Raw genomic sequence first — 19,351 nt, 5'->3', positions numbered from 1 at the left:
GACGTTTTATTGAGAACACACTACTTGTCCTAATATTCCTAAAGCACCTCCTTCTTATCTCCATCATCTGCAGACTGAAGGAGGTGCTTCTTGTTATTTACAATAGATCAAACCATTCCATTATCTGATTGTCCTCAACCAATCGTTTGCGGAGTTGGTCGTAATCGACGTTCTGCACAGACACATTAGCTTTGAGCGCTAATGCGGCTGCTGTTGCTGCGGATTGACCCAGTATCATAAATACGGGCTCCATCCGAATTGAACCAAAAGCGATGTGGGAGGAAGAGAGACAGATGGGCACAATGAGATTGACGCACTCTTCTTCCTTCGGCACGATGGAGCGGTAGGAAATCGGAAATGGTCGGGTAGGTGGGATTTCTACATTCCCTTCATTCACGCATTGCCCTCCCAAGACGATTCGCCGACAGTTGTGAGAATCGATCGTATAAGCAGCGAGTCCGATCGAATCGGAAATGCAGCTAAGTCCGCGACAATGATTCTCGTTCATGACGATATCCGATACCATTCGTCTCGCTTCGCGGATATAGAGTTGTGGCGTCCAATGTCCGAAGTCCTCGTATTCGTCTGCAGGCAATCCCCACTGACGCACCTCTTCTCGAATCGCTTCAGGTACACGATCATCATTACATAGAAAATAAAGCATGCCCAGATTGTAGTGCAAGTGATCCTGAAATATCTCCTCACGCCGTGCATAGCTTCCTTCTGCCCAATCATAATTCATTCCGATATGATCAGTAGAAAATCCTCCGAAATTATTTAGATCAGTTTTGCCATTAGGCATTTTTATGTGCAGTCGAAGCGCATCCCAAACGCCCGCTTGGATATAGCGCGCTAGAAGAGTGAATTTCCCCGGGTCATAATTAGGCGGTGCTGGAAACGGAATCCTGTTCTCCGGAACATTTGTCAAACAAATTCTGAAGTTGTATGCCTGCACGGAACGATCCCCTTCCCCTTGTACTCCGGGAGCAGCATCGGAAACGCCATAGAGCAAGCCACTGTCAGGCTTCCCAGGCACGATGAAAGGATCGATAAACGCGTTGAAACGATGATGAGGACTCCCGAATTGTATCCCGTTCAATGTTTCCCTATAAACGGAATTCCCTTCTCGGCCGACGTGATAAGAAACCCCAGCAGCGGCCAGTAAATCTCCTTCGTACGTTGCATCGATGAACATGTCAGCCTCGTAAACATTTCCATTCTCCATGACAAGGCTCGTAATTTTTCCGTTTTTCTTCTCAACACAATGTAATTTTTGTCCAAAATGAATCTCAATGCCGTACTCTTCTACCCAGTCTAGATATACGGCTTCCGCAACATGCGGCTCGAATGTCCACTGGGTTCCGTCTCCCTCAGTCATACCGTAATGCTGGCCAATCGCCTTATAAAACTCACGAGAGATGCCACCGATTGCTGCTTTGTTCCCGATATCAGTAGCTCCCAGTCCTCCTGTAGTAAGACCGCCCACACGTTGGCCGAACTCCGCGACGACCACTTTTAAGCCCATGCGGATGGCCTGAACGGCTGCTGCCATTCCGGCTGAGCTTGCGCCATAAATGCATAAATCTGAGCGAGTGGATGAGGGGGGGGAATTTGATGCAGTTGGTTCTTTGTAGTAGTTGATTTTACTAAAATTTATCATTTGCAGCACCTCTTTGTGTTGTATAATCACATTAATTATAGTTAAAGAGAAGCTATTTTGTTAGTTACATTTTTGTTTCATTTAAAAATACAGGATTTTATAATTTCACCCTTATATTCACCTATATTTCACCGTATACCGTTTTTCGATGGTATACTCTATGCGTAGTTTCAGAAAGACGGAACAAAACGAACTTGCGCAGCCAAAGGACGGCGCTAGGCGTTTTACACTTGTATTCTGCTATGAAAGCTTGGGGGTTAGGAAATGCCAATTAGGAAAAAAGTGACTCTGCAGCATCTTGCATCACAATTGAATTTGTCCGTTCACACGGTTTCAAAGGCGTTAAGAGGCTTGCCAGGTATGTCGGAGGAGACGAGGAAAGAAGTCTTCAATTTGGCCCGAAGCATGGGGTATAGGACCAAAGAGCAAGAGCGGAGCCTAGCTGTCGAGCTCATTCCACAGTTTACTACAAAGCCACGGACATTTCGATTTATCGTGATCGAAAAAATGCGATATTCGGTTCTGCATCAATTGATTCAGAAGGGCCTGCAGGACAAGATGGGGGAGTTTGGGCATTGCGTGGAAACTCTGATCCTGCCAGATGTAATTGATACTCTGACATTCGGAGATTGGTTGGAGGAAAATAACGTAGTCTACTCGGATGGGATATTCATCCCGCCCGCCATCGACGAAAAGCTTGAGCGAAGACTCCTTGCCCTCCAAGTCCCCCGAATCATGATTAACTTTCCACCACCGAGTGAGAAGGTGGATAGTGTCATCTGGGATGTAGAGAGCTCTATCTACCAATCTGTTCGATACCTGATGTCGATGAATCATCGTTTCATTTTATATATCGGGGATACGGTCACCTACCGAGGTTTTGGGATCCGATGGCGAGCATTCCAAGGAGCGATGGCAGAAGCAGGTCTGGAAGTAGACCCCGATGAGCATGTTATCGGCAAGATATCAGGAAAAGAAAAGTGGAGGGCTGAAGTCATTGACAAGCTAAGGAGAACAAAACCGTCGGCTATTCTAGCTGCAGTCCCGTTTGATTTGGCGTGGATTTATTATGCTTGCAGTGCTGCGGGCTTGCGAATCCCGGAAGATTGCTCGCTTATTGGTCTTCAAGACGAGCGTAACGAGCTTGCTCCAAGCTTGACAAGGCCGATCCTGCTAATCTATGATTCGGGGATCCGTGCTGCAGAACGTATGCTGTGGCGTCTGGCCAATCCTTTACAACCGTATGAAAGCACACTGCTTCAGGGCCCTTTTTTTGATGGAGATACTGTATTGCCTCGGTCACTTCCGAAGTCTTGCTCTGTACACCATAAATAATGATTCAAGCATATTTCTCTCACAATTTGGAAGGGGGTCTTGACAACATGTATAAGCTTCTGGTGGTTGATGACGAGCCGTCTGTTCGATATGGCTTACGTAATTATATCCTAAATTCCCTGTCGTTTTAGGCACATACACCAACAGCTGTATTTACGTCTGTTTCTCCTTCGAAAGCGCCAATTTTTCATGTTCGTGGGGGTGTTTTTTGAAAGTGAATCAGAAATACCTTCCTCCTATTGTATGTGCTAATATAGACACATACAATAGGAGGATGTCATGGCGCTGAATTCCAAGATCAAGGTCGGGATACCCCAATCAGGCATTATCCTCGTAAAAGCGGGGCATACCAGTACAAAAACATATCGGAACAGCAACGGACAGCCAACTAGCGACCGCATCTGTATTGGCAAGCTGGATCCGGCAAGCTGGTTTCACTTCAATGTGAGGTTACATGGGGTCAAGGGCTATCCAAGCGCTGACGAGATCAGCCGGCTGAATAAATAGGCCTTAATTTTGCCACTTCACTGCAAACTTTCAAATTGGCCGCATGATTTAAATATGCTTCGCTCGCCATCCATATATTCACAATCTGTATAACCGTTTTGTTTTATTCATGGATACTCCATATTCAGAATCGCCTGCCAGCATATTTCGATTAAGAACAGGCTTTTTAACCGACTTCCCAGACATAACCAATCTCGAAGCAGTTCTACCTCCATTTCTGTTATTCGCATCATAAATCCTTTGTTTTTAACTGGAAATCATTTTGGGACAAGGGGGAAAGATAAGTATATGGATCAGAACCAAATCCATGCAGGGGTTCTATCAAGATGAAACCAACTGTTAATTTTGCAAACCACTCGGTTTCTTTTCCTGGACAGCAATGGGGGCCACGCACGATTCCTGACAGTTAATTACTTTTTGTCGTAGCAGGTTCGGCCATTCTTACCCTTGGAAATCAACAAATACAACTTGCTGCCGGAGAATGTGTATTTTATGGTTCAAATTCTCCTCATAAGCTTATCTCTTCAGAGATTGACCCCTGCACTTTGACAAGTATTCACTTTAGTTGGGACAAGGAATCCCTGGATCCTGCCTCTCCGATAGAAAACATAATGACCTGCAGCGATAATGATCTCACCTTACCAGCATAAACCTATACAATTGACGTTGATGGCTATGGAGATATTGTATTTCCCAACCACTTTGTGATCACCAATCTGGAAAGCTATTTTATTTAAGTTCTTAGAGAGTACCGCTTTGAAGAGAATGGGTACGCGACTAGTCTCAGAGGTTTAATGATACAAATGATCGTAGCTATTGTCCGACATCAAATTAACGGATATTATTCATCTGCAGATTGGAGAAAAATAGCCCCAGCCTTGGAAGCGATCAGGAGGCAACCGCATCTAGCTTGGACAATTGCTGACCTAGCGAGATTGTGCGGATATCATCCTTCTTATTTTACCGCTATATTCAAAAAAACAATTGGTCATTCCCCTAATTAATCGTTATTTAATTTTGGAACGAATTCGAAAGGCAAAGCTGTATCTCCTTGAAGCGGATTCCGTCGAGAAGGTTGCGGAACGGTTAGGATATACTAGCATCCACTACTTTAGCCGGAATTTCAAGGAAGTAACCGGTTTTACTCCAACGAGGTTTAAGCAGCATAGTATCTTTTTTAACATATATTGGTATTTATACCATCTATAACGGCCTCCTTCACGCATAAGGCCGTTACAGAAAGTAAAAACCCACCCCAAGCTTAATTGCCGCTGAAGGTGGGTTGCTGCCTTATTAATTAGAAGAGCCTCTTTAAAGAAGCTTAGCATTCGTTTCGTTATAAAATCTAAGAATCTAAGCAGTGTATATCTGTTCATCCGAACCCGATGAGTTTCACGCAAGCTTCGTTCCAGAAGCATCCGGCGTAATTACTGCATAATGAACCCCTATGCCTGTCTTCGTCAACGCATCGCCGAAAGCCTCGGCTCCAGCCTTGAAAGTATTGGCATCAACTGCAACCGTTACACGTGTATAGCCTTTCTCCTCCACATACAAGACTGCTTTACGAAGTGCGCCAGCTTCAATGACGACAAGTCCGGAAGACGCTGCTTCCCCCGCCTCAAACGCTTTATTAACCATCATTATGACCCCATCCCTTCTTAGTCGGGACTACCTGCTAATGCCAGCCCCAGAAAAAGCCGTCTCGTTCCCAGGCAGCCCTTCCACCATGCAGTTTTTTGAACACTTTCTTCACTTCTTTGGAGATCGTCTGGTTGCCATTCTCACTTATATAAATAAAAGCCTCGCCGAAGTTTGCTGTAATATAGCTGACTGCATCCTTTTGATATAAAATCCCGGCTGACTTTACTTCATTAAACATCCATTCTGCAACTTCATTCGCTGTAAGATCCAATTCAAGACGCTCCTTGCCTGCTCGTATTTGTATGAAACTGAATATAGCATATTTCCCTTCATTTTAATACCAAGCAATGCTAAAGCAACCGGCAAAAATAGTAGAAGCTGCTGCCATTAATCGACATTATTTCAATTAGGATGTATAATTCTTATGACAATAAAAATCGGTGGTGACGATCATTTTATACGCGTTTTCATTTCTAATATCCTTTGTGCTTGTTTATTTATTGATTCCTCCATTTGGTAAGTTGGCCTTCCGATTTGATTTTGTGGACAAGCCCCGCAAAGACGTTGAGCGGAAAATACATAGGGAACCCATTCCACTAACTGCAAGCTATGTAATCTTCATTGGTTTTTTCATCACTTATTTACTAGTTACGAGAGACCTCAGCTTACAGACCGGGGCTATTTTTGCAGGTGGTGTCTTATTATTAATTATTGGCACCCTGGACGACTGGTATAAAACGAAGGGTAAAGACTTTCCGGCCCTCCCCAAACTGATCGTACAAGTGTCAGCAGCTATCCTGGTCTATGCTTCAGGGATTGCTTTCACCGGATTTTATAATCCGTTCTCTGGAGAATACGTGCTTCTTCCGGTTTTTCTTCAATTCCTGCTAACGATCCTATGGATTTTTGGTGTCACTACGGTCATTAATTTCACAGACGGCATGGATGGACTCGCAGGCGGAATTTCTGCAATATCAGGGATTACCTTATTTGTTGTCGCACTTGCAAAAGGACAGTCCAATTCGGCGATCATGGCCATCATTCTCGTCGGCGTTACCGTAGCCTATTTACGATACAACAAACCTCCCGCCAAAATTTTCATGGGGGATGCCGGTGCAACCTTTCTAGGATTTATACTGGCTGTGATTGCTCTGGATGGCGCTTTCAAGCAAGCTACAGTATTGTCGCTTTTTATCCCTATCCTAGCGCTGGGTGTGCCTATTTTCGATAATATATTCGTAGTCGTCAGGCGCTTCCTGCAAGGTAAATCCATTTATCAGGCAGATGCCAGCCAAGTCCATTACCGGCTGCTTCGTGCAGGCCTGAATCATAAACAAGTCGTTCTGTTTCTATGTTTAATTAGTACGTGCTTGTGCTTATCATCCATCATTTTATTATTAGTTCAAACCTGACCCGAAGAGTAACCAAGAACCCATCCCGGAGCATAATAAACCAAGGAGATTCAATGTGATTACATATACTTTTTGTTTAATTAGACAAGGGACAAGAATACTTCTGTTAAATAGGGAGTTCCCCGCGTGGATGGGCTGTTGGAATGGCGTTGGCGGAAAAATAGAACAAGGCGAGCAGCCCCGTGCCTCCATGCTCCGGGAAATAGCTGAGGAAACAAATCTTCAACCTGATGTAATCTCATTTAAAGGTCTTATCACCTGGAGCTCAGATGGAGCTAATCTGGGGGGAATGTACATCTATTTGGCTGAAATTCCGGAGCAGCAGGTGTATCCGACTCCAATCAAAACTAACGAAGGCATACTCGATTGGAAAGAACTTGAATGGATTATGAACCCCAAAAATCAAGGAATCGCAACAAATATCCCAAGCTGTCTGGAGAAAATACTAAATGAGGATCAGCACTACGACCATCATAGTATATTTGAAAATGGCAAAATGACCACTCAAATCTCAACAAAGGTTGATTCGCGGATTGAATATGATGAAAACTTGAGGGATGATTATTTGAGCCGGTATTTTAAATTTAATATGGGATCAGAGCAAGCATTCCTCAATCGTTAGGTGCTAGACGGCACTTGTCTTTCAAGCTCCGTCTGCCCCTTTTGCTGCAAGTGCTCCAGCGCCTGCTCCAAGGTCTGACCGCCTTTTAACACCTCATTCATTTCGCTTTCCATTAGCTGAACAAGCTGCAAGTACACGGTATAGGGAATGTTAGACAAATTTGTTGCTGCAGGCTTTAGCATATAAAAAGGCTCCAAACTCCGTCCATCCCGCTCCTGACTGTACTCGGCACGAAGCATAAGCAGGCCTTCATCCAATTTAGAAATAGATTTGGCGGCCTCATCACTGTTGATGTATTGCATGAACTGCCAAGCGGCGCGCTGATTCGTAGATGCGGCATAGATGGTCAAAACATCATTGACCATGAACTCATCCGTTTCTTCCGGAGCCGCAGGAGAAACCGGCATTGTAACAATGTCCCAATTCGGCACCTCTATCTTTGCAACTTGCCCCGCACTATTCATCTCGTTTATATAGCCGGCATCCCTAATACTCATGGCAGCCCTACCCATCGTAAACAGGTTGCTTGTATAGATATCCCCGCTGCTCCTTCCAGCAGAATCAGACGTTTCACTCTTCTGGTATAGGTAACCGTTCCTGTAGCCGTCAAGAATCATTTCGGACATGCGCTTCAATTCTGGTGTGTTAAATGTTGCGTTGACACCCTCGGCATCCAGATAAGCCAATTGATCGCTGCTGATCATATCAACAAAGGCGGAATTCAAAGCAGGATAGTAGCCGTAAATCCTCGTCTGCTCATCCCCCTCGACTGGAAAACGGGCGGCCAATTGCATGACCTCTTCCCAACTCATTCCATTTCGCGGAAAATCAATACTGTACTTTTGAAATAAATCTTTATTATAATACAATACTTTGCTATTAAAAGTAGGAGAAAGCCCAAATAACCTGCCATTGCCTCTGGCTTTTAAGTAATCCAGCGCATTTGGGTCCATACTGTCCACATCAAATTTGCTTGCTTGAATGAGCGGATCAAGTTCCTGAAGCTTGCCTTCGCTTGCCCATATTTCGAATAAATCAGCATTAGGAAACAAGATGATATCAGGTTGTTCCGTATCGATCAGTTCGCTGAATTCTTCGTTGAAATTCTTCCCTGTCCTTCCAAGTGCAGCCGCCGATACAAGCTGGAGCTCGATCTGCGGATATTGTATGGTAAATAAGTTGCCATATCGTTGATTGAACATTTGCTCGTTCCAGACAACTGCCTTGATGATGCCCTCTTCATTTTTACCCAAAGGTTTAAGAACGTCTCCACCCCCTTTTGGGACAGATTCACATCCGCTAAGGATGAGCGAAAATAGGAAAAACACAAAGTACAAATAACGAATATGCCGCATGCTTCAACCTCCCGAACTTGACGTAATGGTTTACAAAGTACCTTGCATCTTTCTTTATTCCGAAGCCAATGTTGCTTTGATCAGCTCTTCTTGTCCTTTTTGCTGCAACACATTTAAAGCTTCATCCAGTGTTTTTTCCCCTATTAATAACGAATTCACTTCTTCCGATATTAAGCGGTTCAATGGCATATACAATTTTGGGGGCATAATGGCAGCATCGGTAGAAGATGGTTCTAACATATAGAAGGGAGATAAGTCACGTCCATCTCTCTCCTTGCTGTACTCCGTTCGTGTTTGTAATCTGTTCCGGCTGTAACCCGATTTAGATTGGAGCTTGGCAGCTTCTTCACTGTTCACAAATTTAATAAATTCCCATGCCGCGCGTAAATTTCCTGATTGAGCACTAATTCCGAACAGCTCGTTTACAATAAAATGCTTAGTTTCGTTTGGAAGCGCAGGCTGAACCGGAGAAGACACTACATCCCAGTTAGGGAAAGAAATTCCATCCAGTTGCTTAGCATACTCCAGCCGATCATTAACAAAAGAAAAATCATCAACCGTCATGGCGGCTCTGCCTACAGCAAACATATTTCGTCTCATTACATCCGGATATTGTATGGTATCATTAGTTGCTTTCAAATTATTCTCATCGTATATGAACCCACTTTTCACACCATTCAATAGCAATTCAAATATATTTTTCCAACCTTGAGTATCTATAGTCATATTCGTATAGGTAGAATCAAAAAAAGATAAACCACTATCTTCACCCATCATTTTAACCATATAAAAAGGCATGCTGAATCCATTGAAATCCGAATTGCGGGCAAACCCATATATTCTTGATTTCTCATCCCCCTCGGTAGGAAAATGGGCGGCTAATTGCATGACCTCTTCCCAGCTCATTTGATTGTGGGGGTATTCAATGTTGTAAGTATCAAATAAATCTTTGTTATAAAAAAGCGCTTCACTGGAAAATGTCGGGGCAAGCCCAAAAAGCTTTCCACCGCCCTTGATCTTGATATAATCAATAACTTTGGAATTCATATTCTCAATGTCGAATTTATCGGCTTTAATTAAGGGATCTAGTTCAAATAAGTAACCTTCACTTGCCCATCTCCCAAAGGTAGTGTTATTGTCAAATAATATGATATCTGGTTGTTCCGTTCGAATAAACGCATCGAGCTCCTCGTTATATGCAGGCCCAGGCGCAAGGACATTTTTCCAACTAACAACTTTGATTTCCAGATTAGGAAATTTGGTTGAAAAGTAATTCATATAATCCTGTAGAGCCAGAAATTCGAAATTAACCGCCATTTTCAAGGTCACCTGCTCATCTTTGGAGAGTGGCTTGGGAACTTCATTGGTATCCGATTTGAATTCACAGCCTGAAAAAATAATGGCGATCATGAATGAAATGAGAAAAATCGTTATTTTGTTCATCCCTACCTCCAAATCCTAACGCAAAATAATGGTATCTATTATTATACAATATTTCCTATATAATTAAATATTTTCTTTTGTTAACCAAAAAATAATGGAGGTCCCCTATGCATCTATACCATTTCAGCGAAGACCCAACCATCGAAGTATTTCATCCAAGAGTGAAACATAGCCGCACGGATATGCCTCCTGTCGTCTGGGCGATTGATCAAGAGCATGCATTCACCTTTTATTTTCCAAGGAATTGCCCCCGAATTGTGTACAAAAAATCAGATGAGATCAATGAGCAGGATTATCAAAAATTTTTTGGACTTACTATATCAGATATTGTCATTACCGTCGAGACTAATTGGTATGAAGCCATTAAAGAAGCAACGCTTTATAGGTACACACTTCCTTCTACAACATTTGAAGTATTTGACGAGACAGCAGGATACTATATTTCCTATCAGACCGTTGAACCCCTGCAAATGGATCCTATTACCGACCATCTCGAGCGCCTCATGGATATGAATATAGATGTGAGATTCACCCCGAACTTACACCCGTTAAGAGAAGCCATATTGAACTCAACTGTAAATGATTTTGGAATCCATAGATTTAATCAGGCAAAAAGCCTATAGTTAATCTGTTAGACAATTTCGTCTAATAGATTCTTAGCCGCGGAATTTATATTCTTCGGTACCAATAAGGAGGCAATTTTTTGACTGACTATAAGGATACTTTTTTCGAACTGATAAGATCTAACAAAGAAATTATGGCTGATCTATCAACCATCAGAGAACTACATCTGCCCGATTGGTACATTGCTGCCGGTTATGTTCGCAATTATATTTGGGATTCTTTGCATCATTATTCAACCAGAACACCATTAAATGATATTGATGTTATTTATTACAACACTGAGGAAATAGATGAAGAGGTCGAAAAGAAATATGACCAACAATTACAGCAGTTAACTGGAAGCACATTATGGTCAGTAAAAAATCAGGCAAGAATGCATCTTAACAATGGAGATCAACCCTATACATCTATTGAAGATGCAATAAGTCATTGGCCAGAAACGGTTACCGCTATAGGGATTAGGTTGGAGGAGGATGATAGCATCTCACTAATCAGTCCATATGGTCTGGAGGATTTATTCGAGTTTCGGGTAAGAAGAAGCCCCTTATTTATAAAAGAGGCTTATTATCAAGCTAGAGTGAGTAAGAAAAATTGGAAAAAGCTTTGGCCTCAACTCGAAATCATGTGAATTCTTGTTTACCTTGTCTTTAAAAATCGCAATTTTTAAAGGAAGCCAAACAGCTTATTCAACAACGTCGAACATACTTTACACCTCGGAAAGACTATAACTACATTCAAGCATTGTTTGATTTAAGAATAGAGAGCAAACAAGCAGCTTGGCGTGAAATTCTTATGCTTAAAACATCTGACGAGGACAAACCACCTGAATTAGACCGAAATGGTTCAAACAAACTGGTTTACTTTTTTAAAAAAGAGATTAATGATCAGATCGCTTATATTAAGCTAACGATTAATGAACAGCTTTGTATCGTTATTTCGTTCCACCCCGATTATTATACAAGTTGAGTTACTGAGAATGATACATAACGGAACGTTAATTCCTTTCACTATACAGGAGGTTTTATGTTTTGTTTTTAATAACTACTTTAAGGGGGGAAGATGAGTGAGTGTAAAGCGATATTGCGAAGAATGTCGAATAGAGCAGACTTGTAGAATAGTTGAGAAACCAGCTATATATGAATTTAGGGGACAAAAAATCGAGATCTCCCAAAGGATGGTTATTTGTACTGAATGCGAATCCAAAGTTTACGATGATGAGCTAGACAGCGAGACGATGGTTACAGTAGCTCGCGTGTATGCTGAGAAATACGGGCTAACTGTCGACAAATTCGCGCTGTTAGAAAACAATTCGAACTAGGAGTTAGACCTTTTGCCAAACTGCTCAATATTGGACCAGCAAGCGTCACCCGTTATGAGTCTGGGACGCTACCCCAGGCCAGTCACTTAGAAATCTACAGACAACTCCAAGAGCAACCTCAAAAGATTTATGAATACTACAAACGAAATGTACATTTATTGACCAGTAGGGAAGACTCGATGGTTAAAAAAGCAATTGAATCCTGGATGGCAGGAGACTCTAAGTACCAAAGCGATGAAGAAATCATTGAGGCGATCTATCGACCTCACGACTTTACTGAAATGGCTGGTTATTCGGAGTTTTCTCTAGATAAATTTCTGCATATGATTCTTTACTTTACAAGGCGTGGAGTGCAAAAAACCAAACTTATGAAATTACTATGGTATTCTGATTTCTTGTATTTCAAACGCCAATCAGTATCTATAAGTGGTGCCACTTATTGCAGACGTAAGTTTGGTCCTGTACCTAAAGATCATGATATGACATTGGCACACTTACAGCACATGAATATCATTGAGGTTGATGAAACCTTATATGACGATAGGATTACAATGACGGTTATTGCAAAAGAGCCTTTTGATTCTACATTGTTTACAGAAGACGAAATTTAAACACTCGAGGAAATTGAACATTACTTTATCGAATATGGTTCAGAGAGAATCAGTCAATATGCCCATGAAGAATTAGGGTGGAAAGAAACAGAAGATTTGCAGCTTATTAGTTATCGTTACGCTGAAGAACTACGCGAAATGTATTCATCAAAATCTCCCTATACTTCTTAGGTGCCCGGGCGAGGTAGGCATCACCAATCACACCTGCAATTTCTTCCCATTCAGCGTTACGATCCAGGCGCATGCCTACCCAGCCCAAATGCGCCACATAGGCAGGCGCGAAATAAATTTCGGGATCAGACTCAACTAGCATGGATTGAAGGCCTGATGGCGCGGCAAACCAGATGGCGATTTTTCCATCGCCGTGATGATTCGTATGATGCTGCACAAACGACTTCTTTTCATTGATGAAAAAAGTGGGAGCACCGTGACTCAAACGTTCGCTGGTCCCAGGAAAGGACAGACATAATCTCCTGATCCGCTCCAAAAGTTCTTGATGAATCAGCGAATCCTCCCTCAATTCTTCCTCCCTATTCATTTTCAATCTACCTCCTCAAAGTATGGCTTTCACTTCAAGCAAATTACCAAAAACATAGTCAGGCTTTATATGCTCAGGAGCAGCTTTCTTTTTTCTGTTCAGCCATACCGCTTTGATTCCTGCGCCCTGAGCCCCCTGAACATCACTTATTAATGAGTCTCCTATATGTACGACTTCATCATTAGTTAAATGAAATCTCTTCATCGTTTCCTTGAACATCTCTGGCCTCGGTTTGTAAGCCTGAACATCCTCACTTGTAATGATTCCTGCTGCTTGAATATGATGATGCTTCATTGCAGCTGCCAGGTCATCACTATCAATATTAGACAGGATGTAAATGGGCATCTTCACTTCCTCTAGAAATGATAACGAGTCAGCGAATATGGCGGGCTTCTTCCAAAATTCAAATTGCTTTTGAATTATTTGGCTCGCCTCACATGTTGATTTAAAGTAGTTAATCGTATCAGACAATGATTTTATCCCTAAAACTCGTTGTGTCTCATAGGTCGCTCCAAAGCTATTTTGAAATCTGCTCAAAAAGGCCTTCCACCAATAGCTGCCGACATCCTCAGGCGTACATGTAATTTCCGTGCTATTCATTATTTCTTGGCATATGACAGGAATAATATCATCATCTTCATGAACCACAGTTCCGTAGAAATCGAGAAATATGGCTTTATACATAGGTAGCCCCCCATATATGCTGGATCATTTGCCTACTCATTCACATTAAATTCTAACATTTATTTCCTATTATATGATAGTATAACTATACCATGATTGCCTTGATTATCAACTAGATTTAGTCTTAGAAAGGAATTCCATGAAAAATTTGATGAAACAAACCATACTCAGATCCATCCCCTCATTTGTGCATGTGCTACTAACCGTACTATACTTGGATTACTTACTTGCTTCTAATTTAGATTTTCTAGAATCTAGAATTATCCCTGGATTTGTCGTACTAATCATAACGAATGCTATTACTAACTCCATTTTTTCCAAGGGGCAGTGGAGACAAATTCCTTTCTCGGCAGTTTCTTTTATAATGTTATTTATTCTGTATTTCTTGATTTTAAGTGTAGTAGGTGATCCAAACCGTGAAGTTGATGATAACAAGGCAGCAGGATTCGCGTTGATCACAATAGGTATGCCTGCTTCCTTATTAAGCTTGGCTCTTGGCACCATCGTTGGGGTCACGATAGCCAAATTAAGAAACCAAATCAAACAGTTTAACCAGCATGAACAGGAAAAAGAATTTTAATACTGGAGAAGAGTGAACCTATTGAACTACAAGTCCCTATCCTACTCTCAGTTCGGTGAACCGAATGACGTAATTACAATCCAAAGTCGCCAAAAATCCAAGCTGGAAGCCAAAGAAGCCCGCATTCGAATGATAAAAACTCCCATTAACCCTTCCGATCTTATTCCAATTCGCGGAGCATACAAGCACAGAACCGTGTTACCCGGCATCCCCGGCTATGAGGGAGTTGGCATCGTTGAAGAAATCGGTCCTGAAGCCCCTTCAGATCTTATTAGCAAAAGGGTCCTGCCTCTAAGGGGAGAAGGCACATGGCAGGAGCTTGTCCTTGCCTCTTCCGACTTTCTGGTGCGAGTACCTGACTTCATAGATGATGATGCGGCCAGCCAAATGTATATCAACCCCGTCACTGCCTGGGTGCTGCTTACCGAAATAATGAACATCCATGCAGAATCTGTTGTAGTGGTAAATGCTTGCGGCTCCTCCATCGGGCGGATCATTACCCAAATAGCGAGCCAGCGTGGTGCCCAAGTCATTGCCGTCATTCGAAATTCTATTCATACGCAAGATTTGTATAAAGCTGGAGCTTCACAAGTCATTGACACATCAAAAGAACCATTACATGAATCTGTAATGGAACTCACACGAGGACTAGGAGCATCCGCGGCTATCGATTCTATAGGGGGCACTGCTGGAGAAGAATTGATGAAATGCGTTAAAGTGAATGGGCAGTTAGTCAGTATTGGCCTTCTTTCAGGCATCCCTGTCGATTGGGGAAAGCTGTCCGCCTTCCATCAGGTTCATATGAGGTTGTTTTATCTTAGGCACTGGAATCAGACGGCTCCTCTGTATACGTGGCATCAGACCTTTGATCGTCTATTCGACGAAATAAGCTCCGGCCGCTTACAGCTTATGAGCGCAGCCCATTACTTTGATTTAGAGCATATCCAACAAGCAATACTAACTGCCGAAAAGCCTGTTAATTCTGGCAAAGTACTGCTTACATTTTGACGCATTTCACTTCTCTTCCCTGATTTATTTTATCTGAAAGTAAGCAAGGAAGTCTTCCTCACCTCATACCTTGAAAGGCCACATCAGTTCAATTCCCTGCTGCACCAATAGCTGCTGGAACTCAACCAGCAAGGCTTGATCACCATGAACTGCACGGGGAGTGACCTGCTTTTCCACACAAAAGGCAGCCAGCAATCCAGCGGCTTCTCCAATGCTCCATTCGATGGGATGAAGTCGGTAACAGCCGTTCGTAATGTGAGTTGTCCCGATATTTTTATTTGCTGGCAGTACATTGTTTACGCGAATCGGAATGAAGCTGCCCAACGGAATTTGAAACGGTACACTGGCGAAGTCGATATAATGCCGGTTTCCAGTGCTCGGGTGCAAATCGATATGATAATATCCGATACCAACCGAATCGGGAAACACTTCACCCACCCCGCTGCTCTGGCGCGATTTGCTGACATGCTGTTCGAGAATCGTAAATTCTGCACGTATCCGTCGGGATTCCCGAATATATGGATACTTGGCCAAGCCATCCTCGGTGCCAACAACATCATGGCGCAGACGAAGTCCGGGATAACCAAGCTTGCCATCCGATCGTGGCGCTTCCGTCTGCATCCAATACAGAAAGGAAAGGCTAAGCTGCTTGGCGTTCCATAAATGCTGCGTCTTTTCTTCTTCACTTACATCAATAATCGGACCGAGAAAATAGTCGTTTTGCGGCCAATTCACAATGGTGATATCACTATTAAAAGAGCCCGGAGAAAAATGCTTCTTATCGATTATTCGCCGATAACCCCATAGATTAAATCCCTCGTCCTCCCGAAAGAAATCGTAAACCCGCGGTTTCAATGTAGCTGGGTGGACACCCGACCAACTCAGCATTTGATCCGGCCAAAAATCAGGCTTGTACGCCCGCCAGAACGAGTAGTCTTGCGGTTTAGTGATCGTGTGATTCTCCCCTTCGAGATAATCAACGGCAAAGACGCAGGTGAACGCCTGCATGTCCATCGGCTGCGCTTCACCCTCCAACGCATGATCTTCCCCTGTATCGGCTCTGGACTCTGAACCCGTGACATACTCTACCCCAGCGAGCGGCAGCAAATCTCCGCATTCAGTGGCATCCAGAAAATAGGGAGCTGTAATGACCGTACGCAGCCCGGTATCCAGACTGCGTATCGTGACGGAGCGGATGTCGTCACCTTCTGTTTCTGTCTTCTCGGGAACGCACCGCAGCAGCAAAACGACTTTACCGCTGTGGATATACGGGGCAAGCATTTGCTGGAGAACAGCCAGGGCTGTTCTCGGTTCGTGGGCGATCCGGCTGACGCTCGCGCTGCCTGGGTTTAGGTTGGCGGTTGCTCGCGACTCAGCAGTCAGCGGAAAATATTGCCGATAGTAGTCTCGCACGCCATTGCGAAATTGGCGATAGCTCTGCGTACATCCAAATTGCTCAATCCAGTGGTGCTCGTCGGGAGGTACGGCCTGACTCGTCAACTGGCCACCGATCCAATCCGTTTCTTCCGTCATAATAACGCTTTTTCCCATTCTCGCGGCGGCCAATGCTGCTGCACAGCCTCCCATGCCACCACCTATAATGGCGACTTCCGCTGCTCGTTCCTTGATCATGTTATCTGCTCCCTCCAGTTTATTATTTTTACACATCCGCGATTTAACTCGATAGCTTGAACTTCACTCCTTGCATGAATCCATTGTAAACGACTTTCTTTTCAACCGTCTTCCAGATTATTGACTGTTTTATGGTCAATAATTGATTCTCCTTTGGATGTGCTTGAGCTATACTATACTGGTATCCATTAATAACTCATGCCTGTACGTTGAAAGGAGCGTCTATGATGAAACTAGATCGCACCCTTATAAATGAACCACCTACCCCTAACCCCATTGTCGAAAATGGATTCAAAAATTTCCCCGTCTATGCAAGGCAGGAATTTATTCCGGCTCACAATCAAAAGCTGCATGTCCAACCGGGAATAGAAATAAATTTAACTTTGGAAGGGAAAGCCGCTTACGTTATCGATAAACAAGTCTATATGCAGTCTCCGGGCCATCTGCTGATCTTCTCTGGACACGTGCCCCACCAAGTTTACATCGATCCGCTCTGTCAATATAAAAGAACAGTCATTTGTTTCGACGAAACCGGATGGAACAAAGAAATGGGATGTTCTTTCATGCCTATTCCTAACTTTCGTGAGGTATCCACCCAAGCCTTCTGGCAAATCCGCTTACAATCGGCTATGTTCGCCAACATCAAGTGGATCTTCTCGCGTATATCCGAGGAAATACAGGAGCAGAAGTCAGAATGGAGACAGATCGCAGGTTCCCAATTTATCTGCCTGGCAGCGATGATCCGCCGTAGTATGGAGGATGCTGAAGCCAAGCCCGATACCAGTCCGATTACACTCTGCTCCGACTATATCAGCAAACATCTGCACGAAGATCTTTCTCTGCAAAACACAGCCCGCATGTTCCATATCAGTCCGGAACACCTGACCAGACAATTCAAACAGGAAAAAGGTTTATCGTTCTACCAGTACGTCCTGGAGCAGCGAGTATTGGAGAGCAAGCGTATGCTGCGAGACAGCCCCGAAATGACCTTAACTGACATCGCTTATGCAGCAGGCTTCTCTTCTGCTGCACAATTCGGCAGGGTGTTCAAACGCTCAACCAGCCTGGTCCCCAGTCAGTTTCGGAGCCAAATATGGAAAGAAGGTGTTGAATCGCAATGACATCTTTCCCTGATATCGACCTTGAATCCTTAAAAGCATCCATCCCCTTTATCAAAAGTGCAGTAGGGATCGATAAGATAAATAAAGGGTATTCAACCGACGCCAAGTATATCGTGCATAGCTCCAATCAGGGAAAGCTTCTCCTCAGAACCTTTGATCTGGATCAATATGCATCCAAACAGGCTGAGTTTGACATCTTAAAAAGCATGGACGATCTTGGCGTTAACTGTTCAAAGCCTTTAGATGTCGGAAAACTTACGGACAAGGAGCTTTTCAATAAAGGGCTTAAGAACACGGTGCATGCCGATTCAGACAAAGGGTATATGCTAGTAACATATATAGAAGGAAACGACGCTTCTGAGGAGCTGCCTGCTTATTCAGCAGACGTTCAGCATGAGATAGGTGCGGAAGCCGGCAAAGAGCTGCTAAAGATGCATCAATATAAAGCGCCTCCAAATGTAGCGCCGTGGAACGACAGAAAAACGCCTAAGCATCTGAGATACGTAGACGAATATATGAAGTCAGGTCAAGTTGGATAAGCTTTATTCTGTTTTGGAGGACCATAACTATTTTGAGCTGGTAAAGCCAAGCTGGTATAGGCCGTAGACGGCAGTTAAGCAATACTTAACAACTGCTTCGCAATAAATGCAGCCTGCCGCTGTCTGACATCATCTTTGAAATGGACATGATCACAATATACATCTTCATCTTTTCCCATACCGAGAGTGGCCGTATATAAATCAATGACAGGAATATCGTTCTGCTCCATAACTTTGTCCGCAATCGAATTATACTGCAATAGATCCTCGTGAAACCGATAAATGGATGCAAGTTGGTTATGTATTTCGTCCACAAGAGGCGTAGTGCGGACCCACACAAATGAACGGGCCATGGAAATACCCAACTGGCATATTTGCTGCAAATTAGCTTCATATTGCTCAGGTGTCACTTGTTTCGTCCTGGTCGCGGGATCGGTTTTAATATCATGCAACCCACAGTTAACAAGCAATATATCGTAGTGTATATGCTCTTGTTCTTGCTGCTGCAAATAAGCGAGCACCATGCCGCTGTCTCCACCATTGGCTCCAATTGGGTTGTTCAAGTCTTTTAGCGCGTCCTCTGTTCCTCTTTTTCGATCGTAAGACAACTGAGGGGCTATGGCTTGCTGCAGATAGGGTCCATAATGAATAGAGATACTATCTCCTATCACAAAAACACTTCTCATGAACTTTGACCTCCAACGTTAGTTAGTCGAACAAG

Annotated in this window: 23 protein-coding genes and 1 pseudogene; 15 read left to right on the top strand and 9 right to left on the bottom strand. The window is 43.3% G+C overall.

What is annotated here, in order from left to right:
- Window positions 1–97: 97 nt before the first annotated feature.
- On the bottom strand, window positions 98–1,660 hold the full coding sequence (locus J2Z66_RS10570) for an FAD-dependent oxidoreductase (protein WP_209971348.1): 1,563 nt from the start codon (window positions 1,658–1,660) through the stop codon (window positions 98–100).
- 264 nt (window positions 1,661–1,924) lie between these two features.
- On the opposite strand from J2Z66_RS10570, the gene J2Z66_RS10565 reads away from it, so the two are divergent.
- The 5 genes and pseudogenes from J2Z66_RS10565 (at window position 1,925) to J2Z66_RS44035 (ending at window position 4,711) form a co-directional block, all read left to right on the top strand.
- Window positions 1,925–2,995 (top strand): LacI family DNA-binding transcriptional regulator, encoded by a 1,071-nt coding sequence (locus tag J2Z66_RS10565; protein WP_209971347.1) that lies wholly within the window; start codon window positions 1,925–1,927, stop codon window positions 2,993–2,995.
- A gap of 279 nt (window positions 2,996–3,274) precedes the next feature.
- Entirely contained in the window at window positions 3,275–3,502 is a 228-nt protein-coding gene (locus J2Z66_RS10560) for a hypothetical protein (RefSeq protein WP_209971346.1), read from the top strand.
- A 425-nt stretch (window positions 3,503–3,927) separates the two neighbouring features.
- Window positions 3,928–4,152 (top strand): annotated as a pseudogene (locus J2Z66_RS44045) (hypothetical protein); the annotation flags it as partial.
- Window positions 4,153–4,296: 144 nt separating this feature from the next.
- On the top strand, window positions 4,297–4,506 hold the full coding sequence (locus J2Z66_RS44040) for a helix-turn-helix transcriptional regulator (RefSeq protein WP_376774376.1): 210 nt from the start codon (window positions 4,297–4,299) through the stop codon (window positions 4,504–4,506).
- Window positions 4,487–4,711, top strand: coding sequence for a helix-turn-helix domain-containing protein (locus tag J2Z66_RS44035; protein WP_376774375.1), 225 nt, complete (start codon window positions 4,487–4,489; stop codon window positions 4,709–4,711). Before J2Z66_RS44040 ends, J2Z66_RS44035 begins: the two co-directional genes overlap by 20 nt.
- A 183-nt stretch (window positions 4,712–4,894) precedes the next feature.
- Here J2Z66_RS44035 and J2Z66_RS10540 read toward each other — a convergent pair whose 3' ends face one another.
- Window positions 4,895–5,143 carry a hypothetical protein gene (locus J2Z66_RS10540; RefSeq protein WP_209971343.1) on the bottom strand — a complete coding sequence of 83 codons (249 nt, stop codon included), beginning with the start codon at window positions 5,141–5,143 and terminating at the stop codon, window positions 4,895–4,897.
- Between the two features lie 34 nt (window positions 5,144–5,177).
- The gene (locus tag J2Z66_RS10535) at window positions 5,178–5,414 is read right to left on the bottom strand and encodes a DUF6953 family protein (protein WP_209971342.1); all 237 of its coding nucleotides are present in this window, start codon (window positions 5,412–5,414) and stop codon (window positions 5,178–5,180) included.
- A 172-nt stretch (window positions 5,415–5,586) separates the two neighbouring features.
- Here J2Z66_RS10535 and J2Z66_RS10530 point away from each other — a divergent pair, with 172 nt between their 5' ends.
- The gene (locus tag J2Z66_RS10530) at window positions 5,587–6,555 is read left to right on the top strand and encodes an MraY family glycosyltransferase (RefSeq protein WP_209971434.1); all 969 of its coding nucleotides are present in this window, start codon (window positions 5,587–5,589) and stop codon (window positions 6,553–6,555) included.
- A gap of 55 nt (window positions 6,556–6,610) precedes the next feature.
- A complete protein-coding gene (locus J2Z66_RS10525; protein WP_209971341.1) occupies window positions 6,611–7,177 on the top strand; it encodes an NUDIX hydrolase in 567 nt (188 codons plus the stop codon).
- Here J2Z66_RS10525 and J2Z66_RS10520 read toward each other — a convergent pair.
- Together J2Z66_RS10520 and J2Z66_RS10515 are read right to left on the bottom strand one after the other, a co-directional pair.
- Complete coding sequence (locus J2Z66_RS10520; RefSeq protein WP_209971340.1) at window positions 7,174–8,532, bottom strand: ABC transporter substrate-binding protein; 1,359 nt, start codon at window positions 8,530–8,532, stop codon at window positions 7,174–7,176. The two genes, J2Z66_RS10525 and J2Z66_RS10520, sit on opposite strands and share 4 nt — an antisense overlap.
- 54 nt (window positions 8,533–8,586) lie before the next feature.
- Window positions 8,587–9,975 carry an ABC transporter substrate-binding protein gene (locus tag J2Z66_RS10515; protein ID WP_209971339.1) on the bottom strand — a complete coding sequence of 463 codons (1,389 nt, stop codon included), beginning with the start codon at window positions 9,973–9,975 and terminating at the stop codon, window positions 8,587–8,589.
- 107 nt (window positions 9,976–10,082) lie between these two features.
- Between J2Z66_RS10515 and J2Z66_RS10510 the strand changes: the two genes are divergently transcribed.
- The 4 genes from J2Z66_RS10510 (at window position 10,083) to J2Z66_RS10495 (ending at window position 12,528) form a co-directional block, all read left to right on the top strand.
- On the top strand, window positions 10,083–10,598 hold the full coding sequence (locus J2Z66_RS10510) for a DUF6886 family protein (RefSeq protein ID WP_209971338.1): 516 nt from the start codon (window positions 10,083–10,085) through the stop codon (window positions 10,596–10,598).
- Window positions 10,599–10,678: 80 nt separating this feature from the next.
- On the top strand, window positions 10,679–11,227 hold the full coding sequence (locus J2Z66_RS10505; RefSeq protein ID WP_245375432.1) for a nucleotidyltransferase family protein: 549 nt from the start codon (window positions 10,679–10,681) through the stop codon (window positions 11,225–11,227).
- A 435-nt stretch (window positions 11,228–11,662) separates the two neighbouring features.
- The gene (locus tag J2Z66_RS10500) at window positions 11,663–11,917 is read left to right on the top strand and encodes a hypothetical protein (protein ID WP_209971337.1); all 255 of its coding nucleotides are present in this window, start codon (window positions 11,663–11,665) and stop codon (window positions 11,915–11,917) included.
- A 179-nt stretch (window positions 11,918–12,096) separates the two neighbouring features.
- A complete protein-coding gene (locus J2Z66_RS10495; protein WP_209971336.1) occupies window positions 12,097–12,528 on the top strand; it encodes a Panacea domain-containing protein in 432 nt (143 codons plus the stop codon).
- Between the two features lie 106 nt (window positions 12,529–12,634).
- Here the strand turns inward: J2Z66_RS10495 and J2Z66_RS10490 are convergent, their stop codons facing one another.
- Window positions 12,635–13,066, bottom strand: coding sequence for an MmcQ/YjbR family DNA-binding protein (locus tag J2Z66_RS10490; RefSeq protein ID WP_209971335.1), 432 nt, complete (start codon window positions 13,064–13,066; stop codon window positions 12,635–12,637).
- A gap of 15 nt (window positions 13,067–13,081) precedes the next feature.
- The gene (locus tag J2Z66_RS10485; protein WP_209971334.1) at window positions 13,082–13,750 is read right to left on the bottom strand and encodes an HAD family hydrolase; all 669 of its coding nucleotides are present in this window, start codon (window positions 13,748–13,750) and stop codon (window positions 13,082–13,084) included.
- 139 nt (window positions 13,751–13,889) lie between these two features.
- Between J2Z66_RS10485 and J2Z66_RS10480 the strand changes: the two genes are divergently transcribed.
- Both J2Z66_RS10480 and J2Z66_RS10475 read left to right on the top strand, forming a co-directional pair.
- Window positions 13,890–14,330 (top strand): hypothetical protein, encoded by a 441-nt coding sequence (locus J2Z66_RS10480; protein ID WP_209971333.1) that lies wholly within the window; start codon window positions 13,890–13,892, stop codon window positions 14,328–14,330.
- A gap of 21 nt (window positions 14,331–14,351) precedes the next feature.
- Entirely contained in the window at window positions 14,352–15,338 is a 987-nt protein-coding gene (locus J2Z66_RS10475; protein WP_209971332.1) for a zinc-dependent alcohol dehydrogenase family protein, read from the top strand.
- 63 nt (window positions 15,339–15,401) lie between these two features.
- On the opposite strand, the gene J2Z66_RS10470 is transcribed toward J2Z66_RS10475, so the two are convergent.
- Window positions 15,402–16,970, bottom strand: coding sequence for an FAD-dependent oxidoreductase (locus J2Z66_RS10470; protein ID WP_209971331.1), 1,569 nt, complete (start codon window positions 16,968–16,970; stop codon window positions 15,402–15,404).
- A 224-nt stretch (window positions 16,971–17,194) separates the two neighbouring features.
- On the opposite strand from J2Z66_RS10470, the gene J2Z66_RS10465 reads away from it, so the two are divergent.
- Both J2Z66_RS10465 and J2Z66_RS10460 read left to right on the top strand, forming a co-directional pair.
- Window positions 17,195–18,091 (top strand): AraC family transcriptional regulator, encoded by an 897-nt coding sequence (locus J2Z66_RS10465; RefSeq protein ID WP_209971330.1) that lies wholly within the window; start codon window positions 17,195–17,197, stop codon window positions 18,089–18,091.
- Window positions 18,088–18,630: an aminoglycoside phosphotransferase family protein gene (locus tag J2Z66_RS10460; RefSeq protein ID WP_209971329.1), complete on the top strand. Its 543-nt coding sequence runs from the start codon at window positions 18,088–18,090 to the stop codon at window positions 18,628–18,630. The genes J2Z66_RS10465 and J2Z66_RS10460 overlap by 4 nt, the downstream gene beginning before the upstream one ends.
- Window positions 18,631–18,704: 74 nt before the next feature.
- Here J2Z66_RS10460 and J2Z66_RS10455 read toward each other — a convergent pair whose 3' ends face one another.
- Window positions 18,705–19,316 carry an SGNH/GDSL hydrolase family protein gene (locus J2Z66_RS10455; RefSeq protein WP_209971328.1) on the bottom strand — a complete coding sequence of 204 codons (612 nt, stop codon included), beginning with the start codon at window positions 19,314–19,316 and terminating at the stop codon, window positions 18,705–18,707.
- Window positions 19,317–19,351 lie beyond the last annotated feature (35 nt).

It is taken from the genome of Paenibacillus eucommiae, assembly GCF_017874215.1.
In the GTDB taxonomy this organism is placed as follows: Bacteria; Bacillota; Bacilli; order Paenibacillales; family NBRC-103111; genus Paenibacillus_AI; species Paenibacillus_AI eucommiae.
The sequence above is the reverse complement of the archived record's forward strand: the minus strand, read 5'-3'. Positions and strand labels throughout refer to the sequence as shown.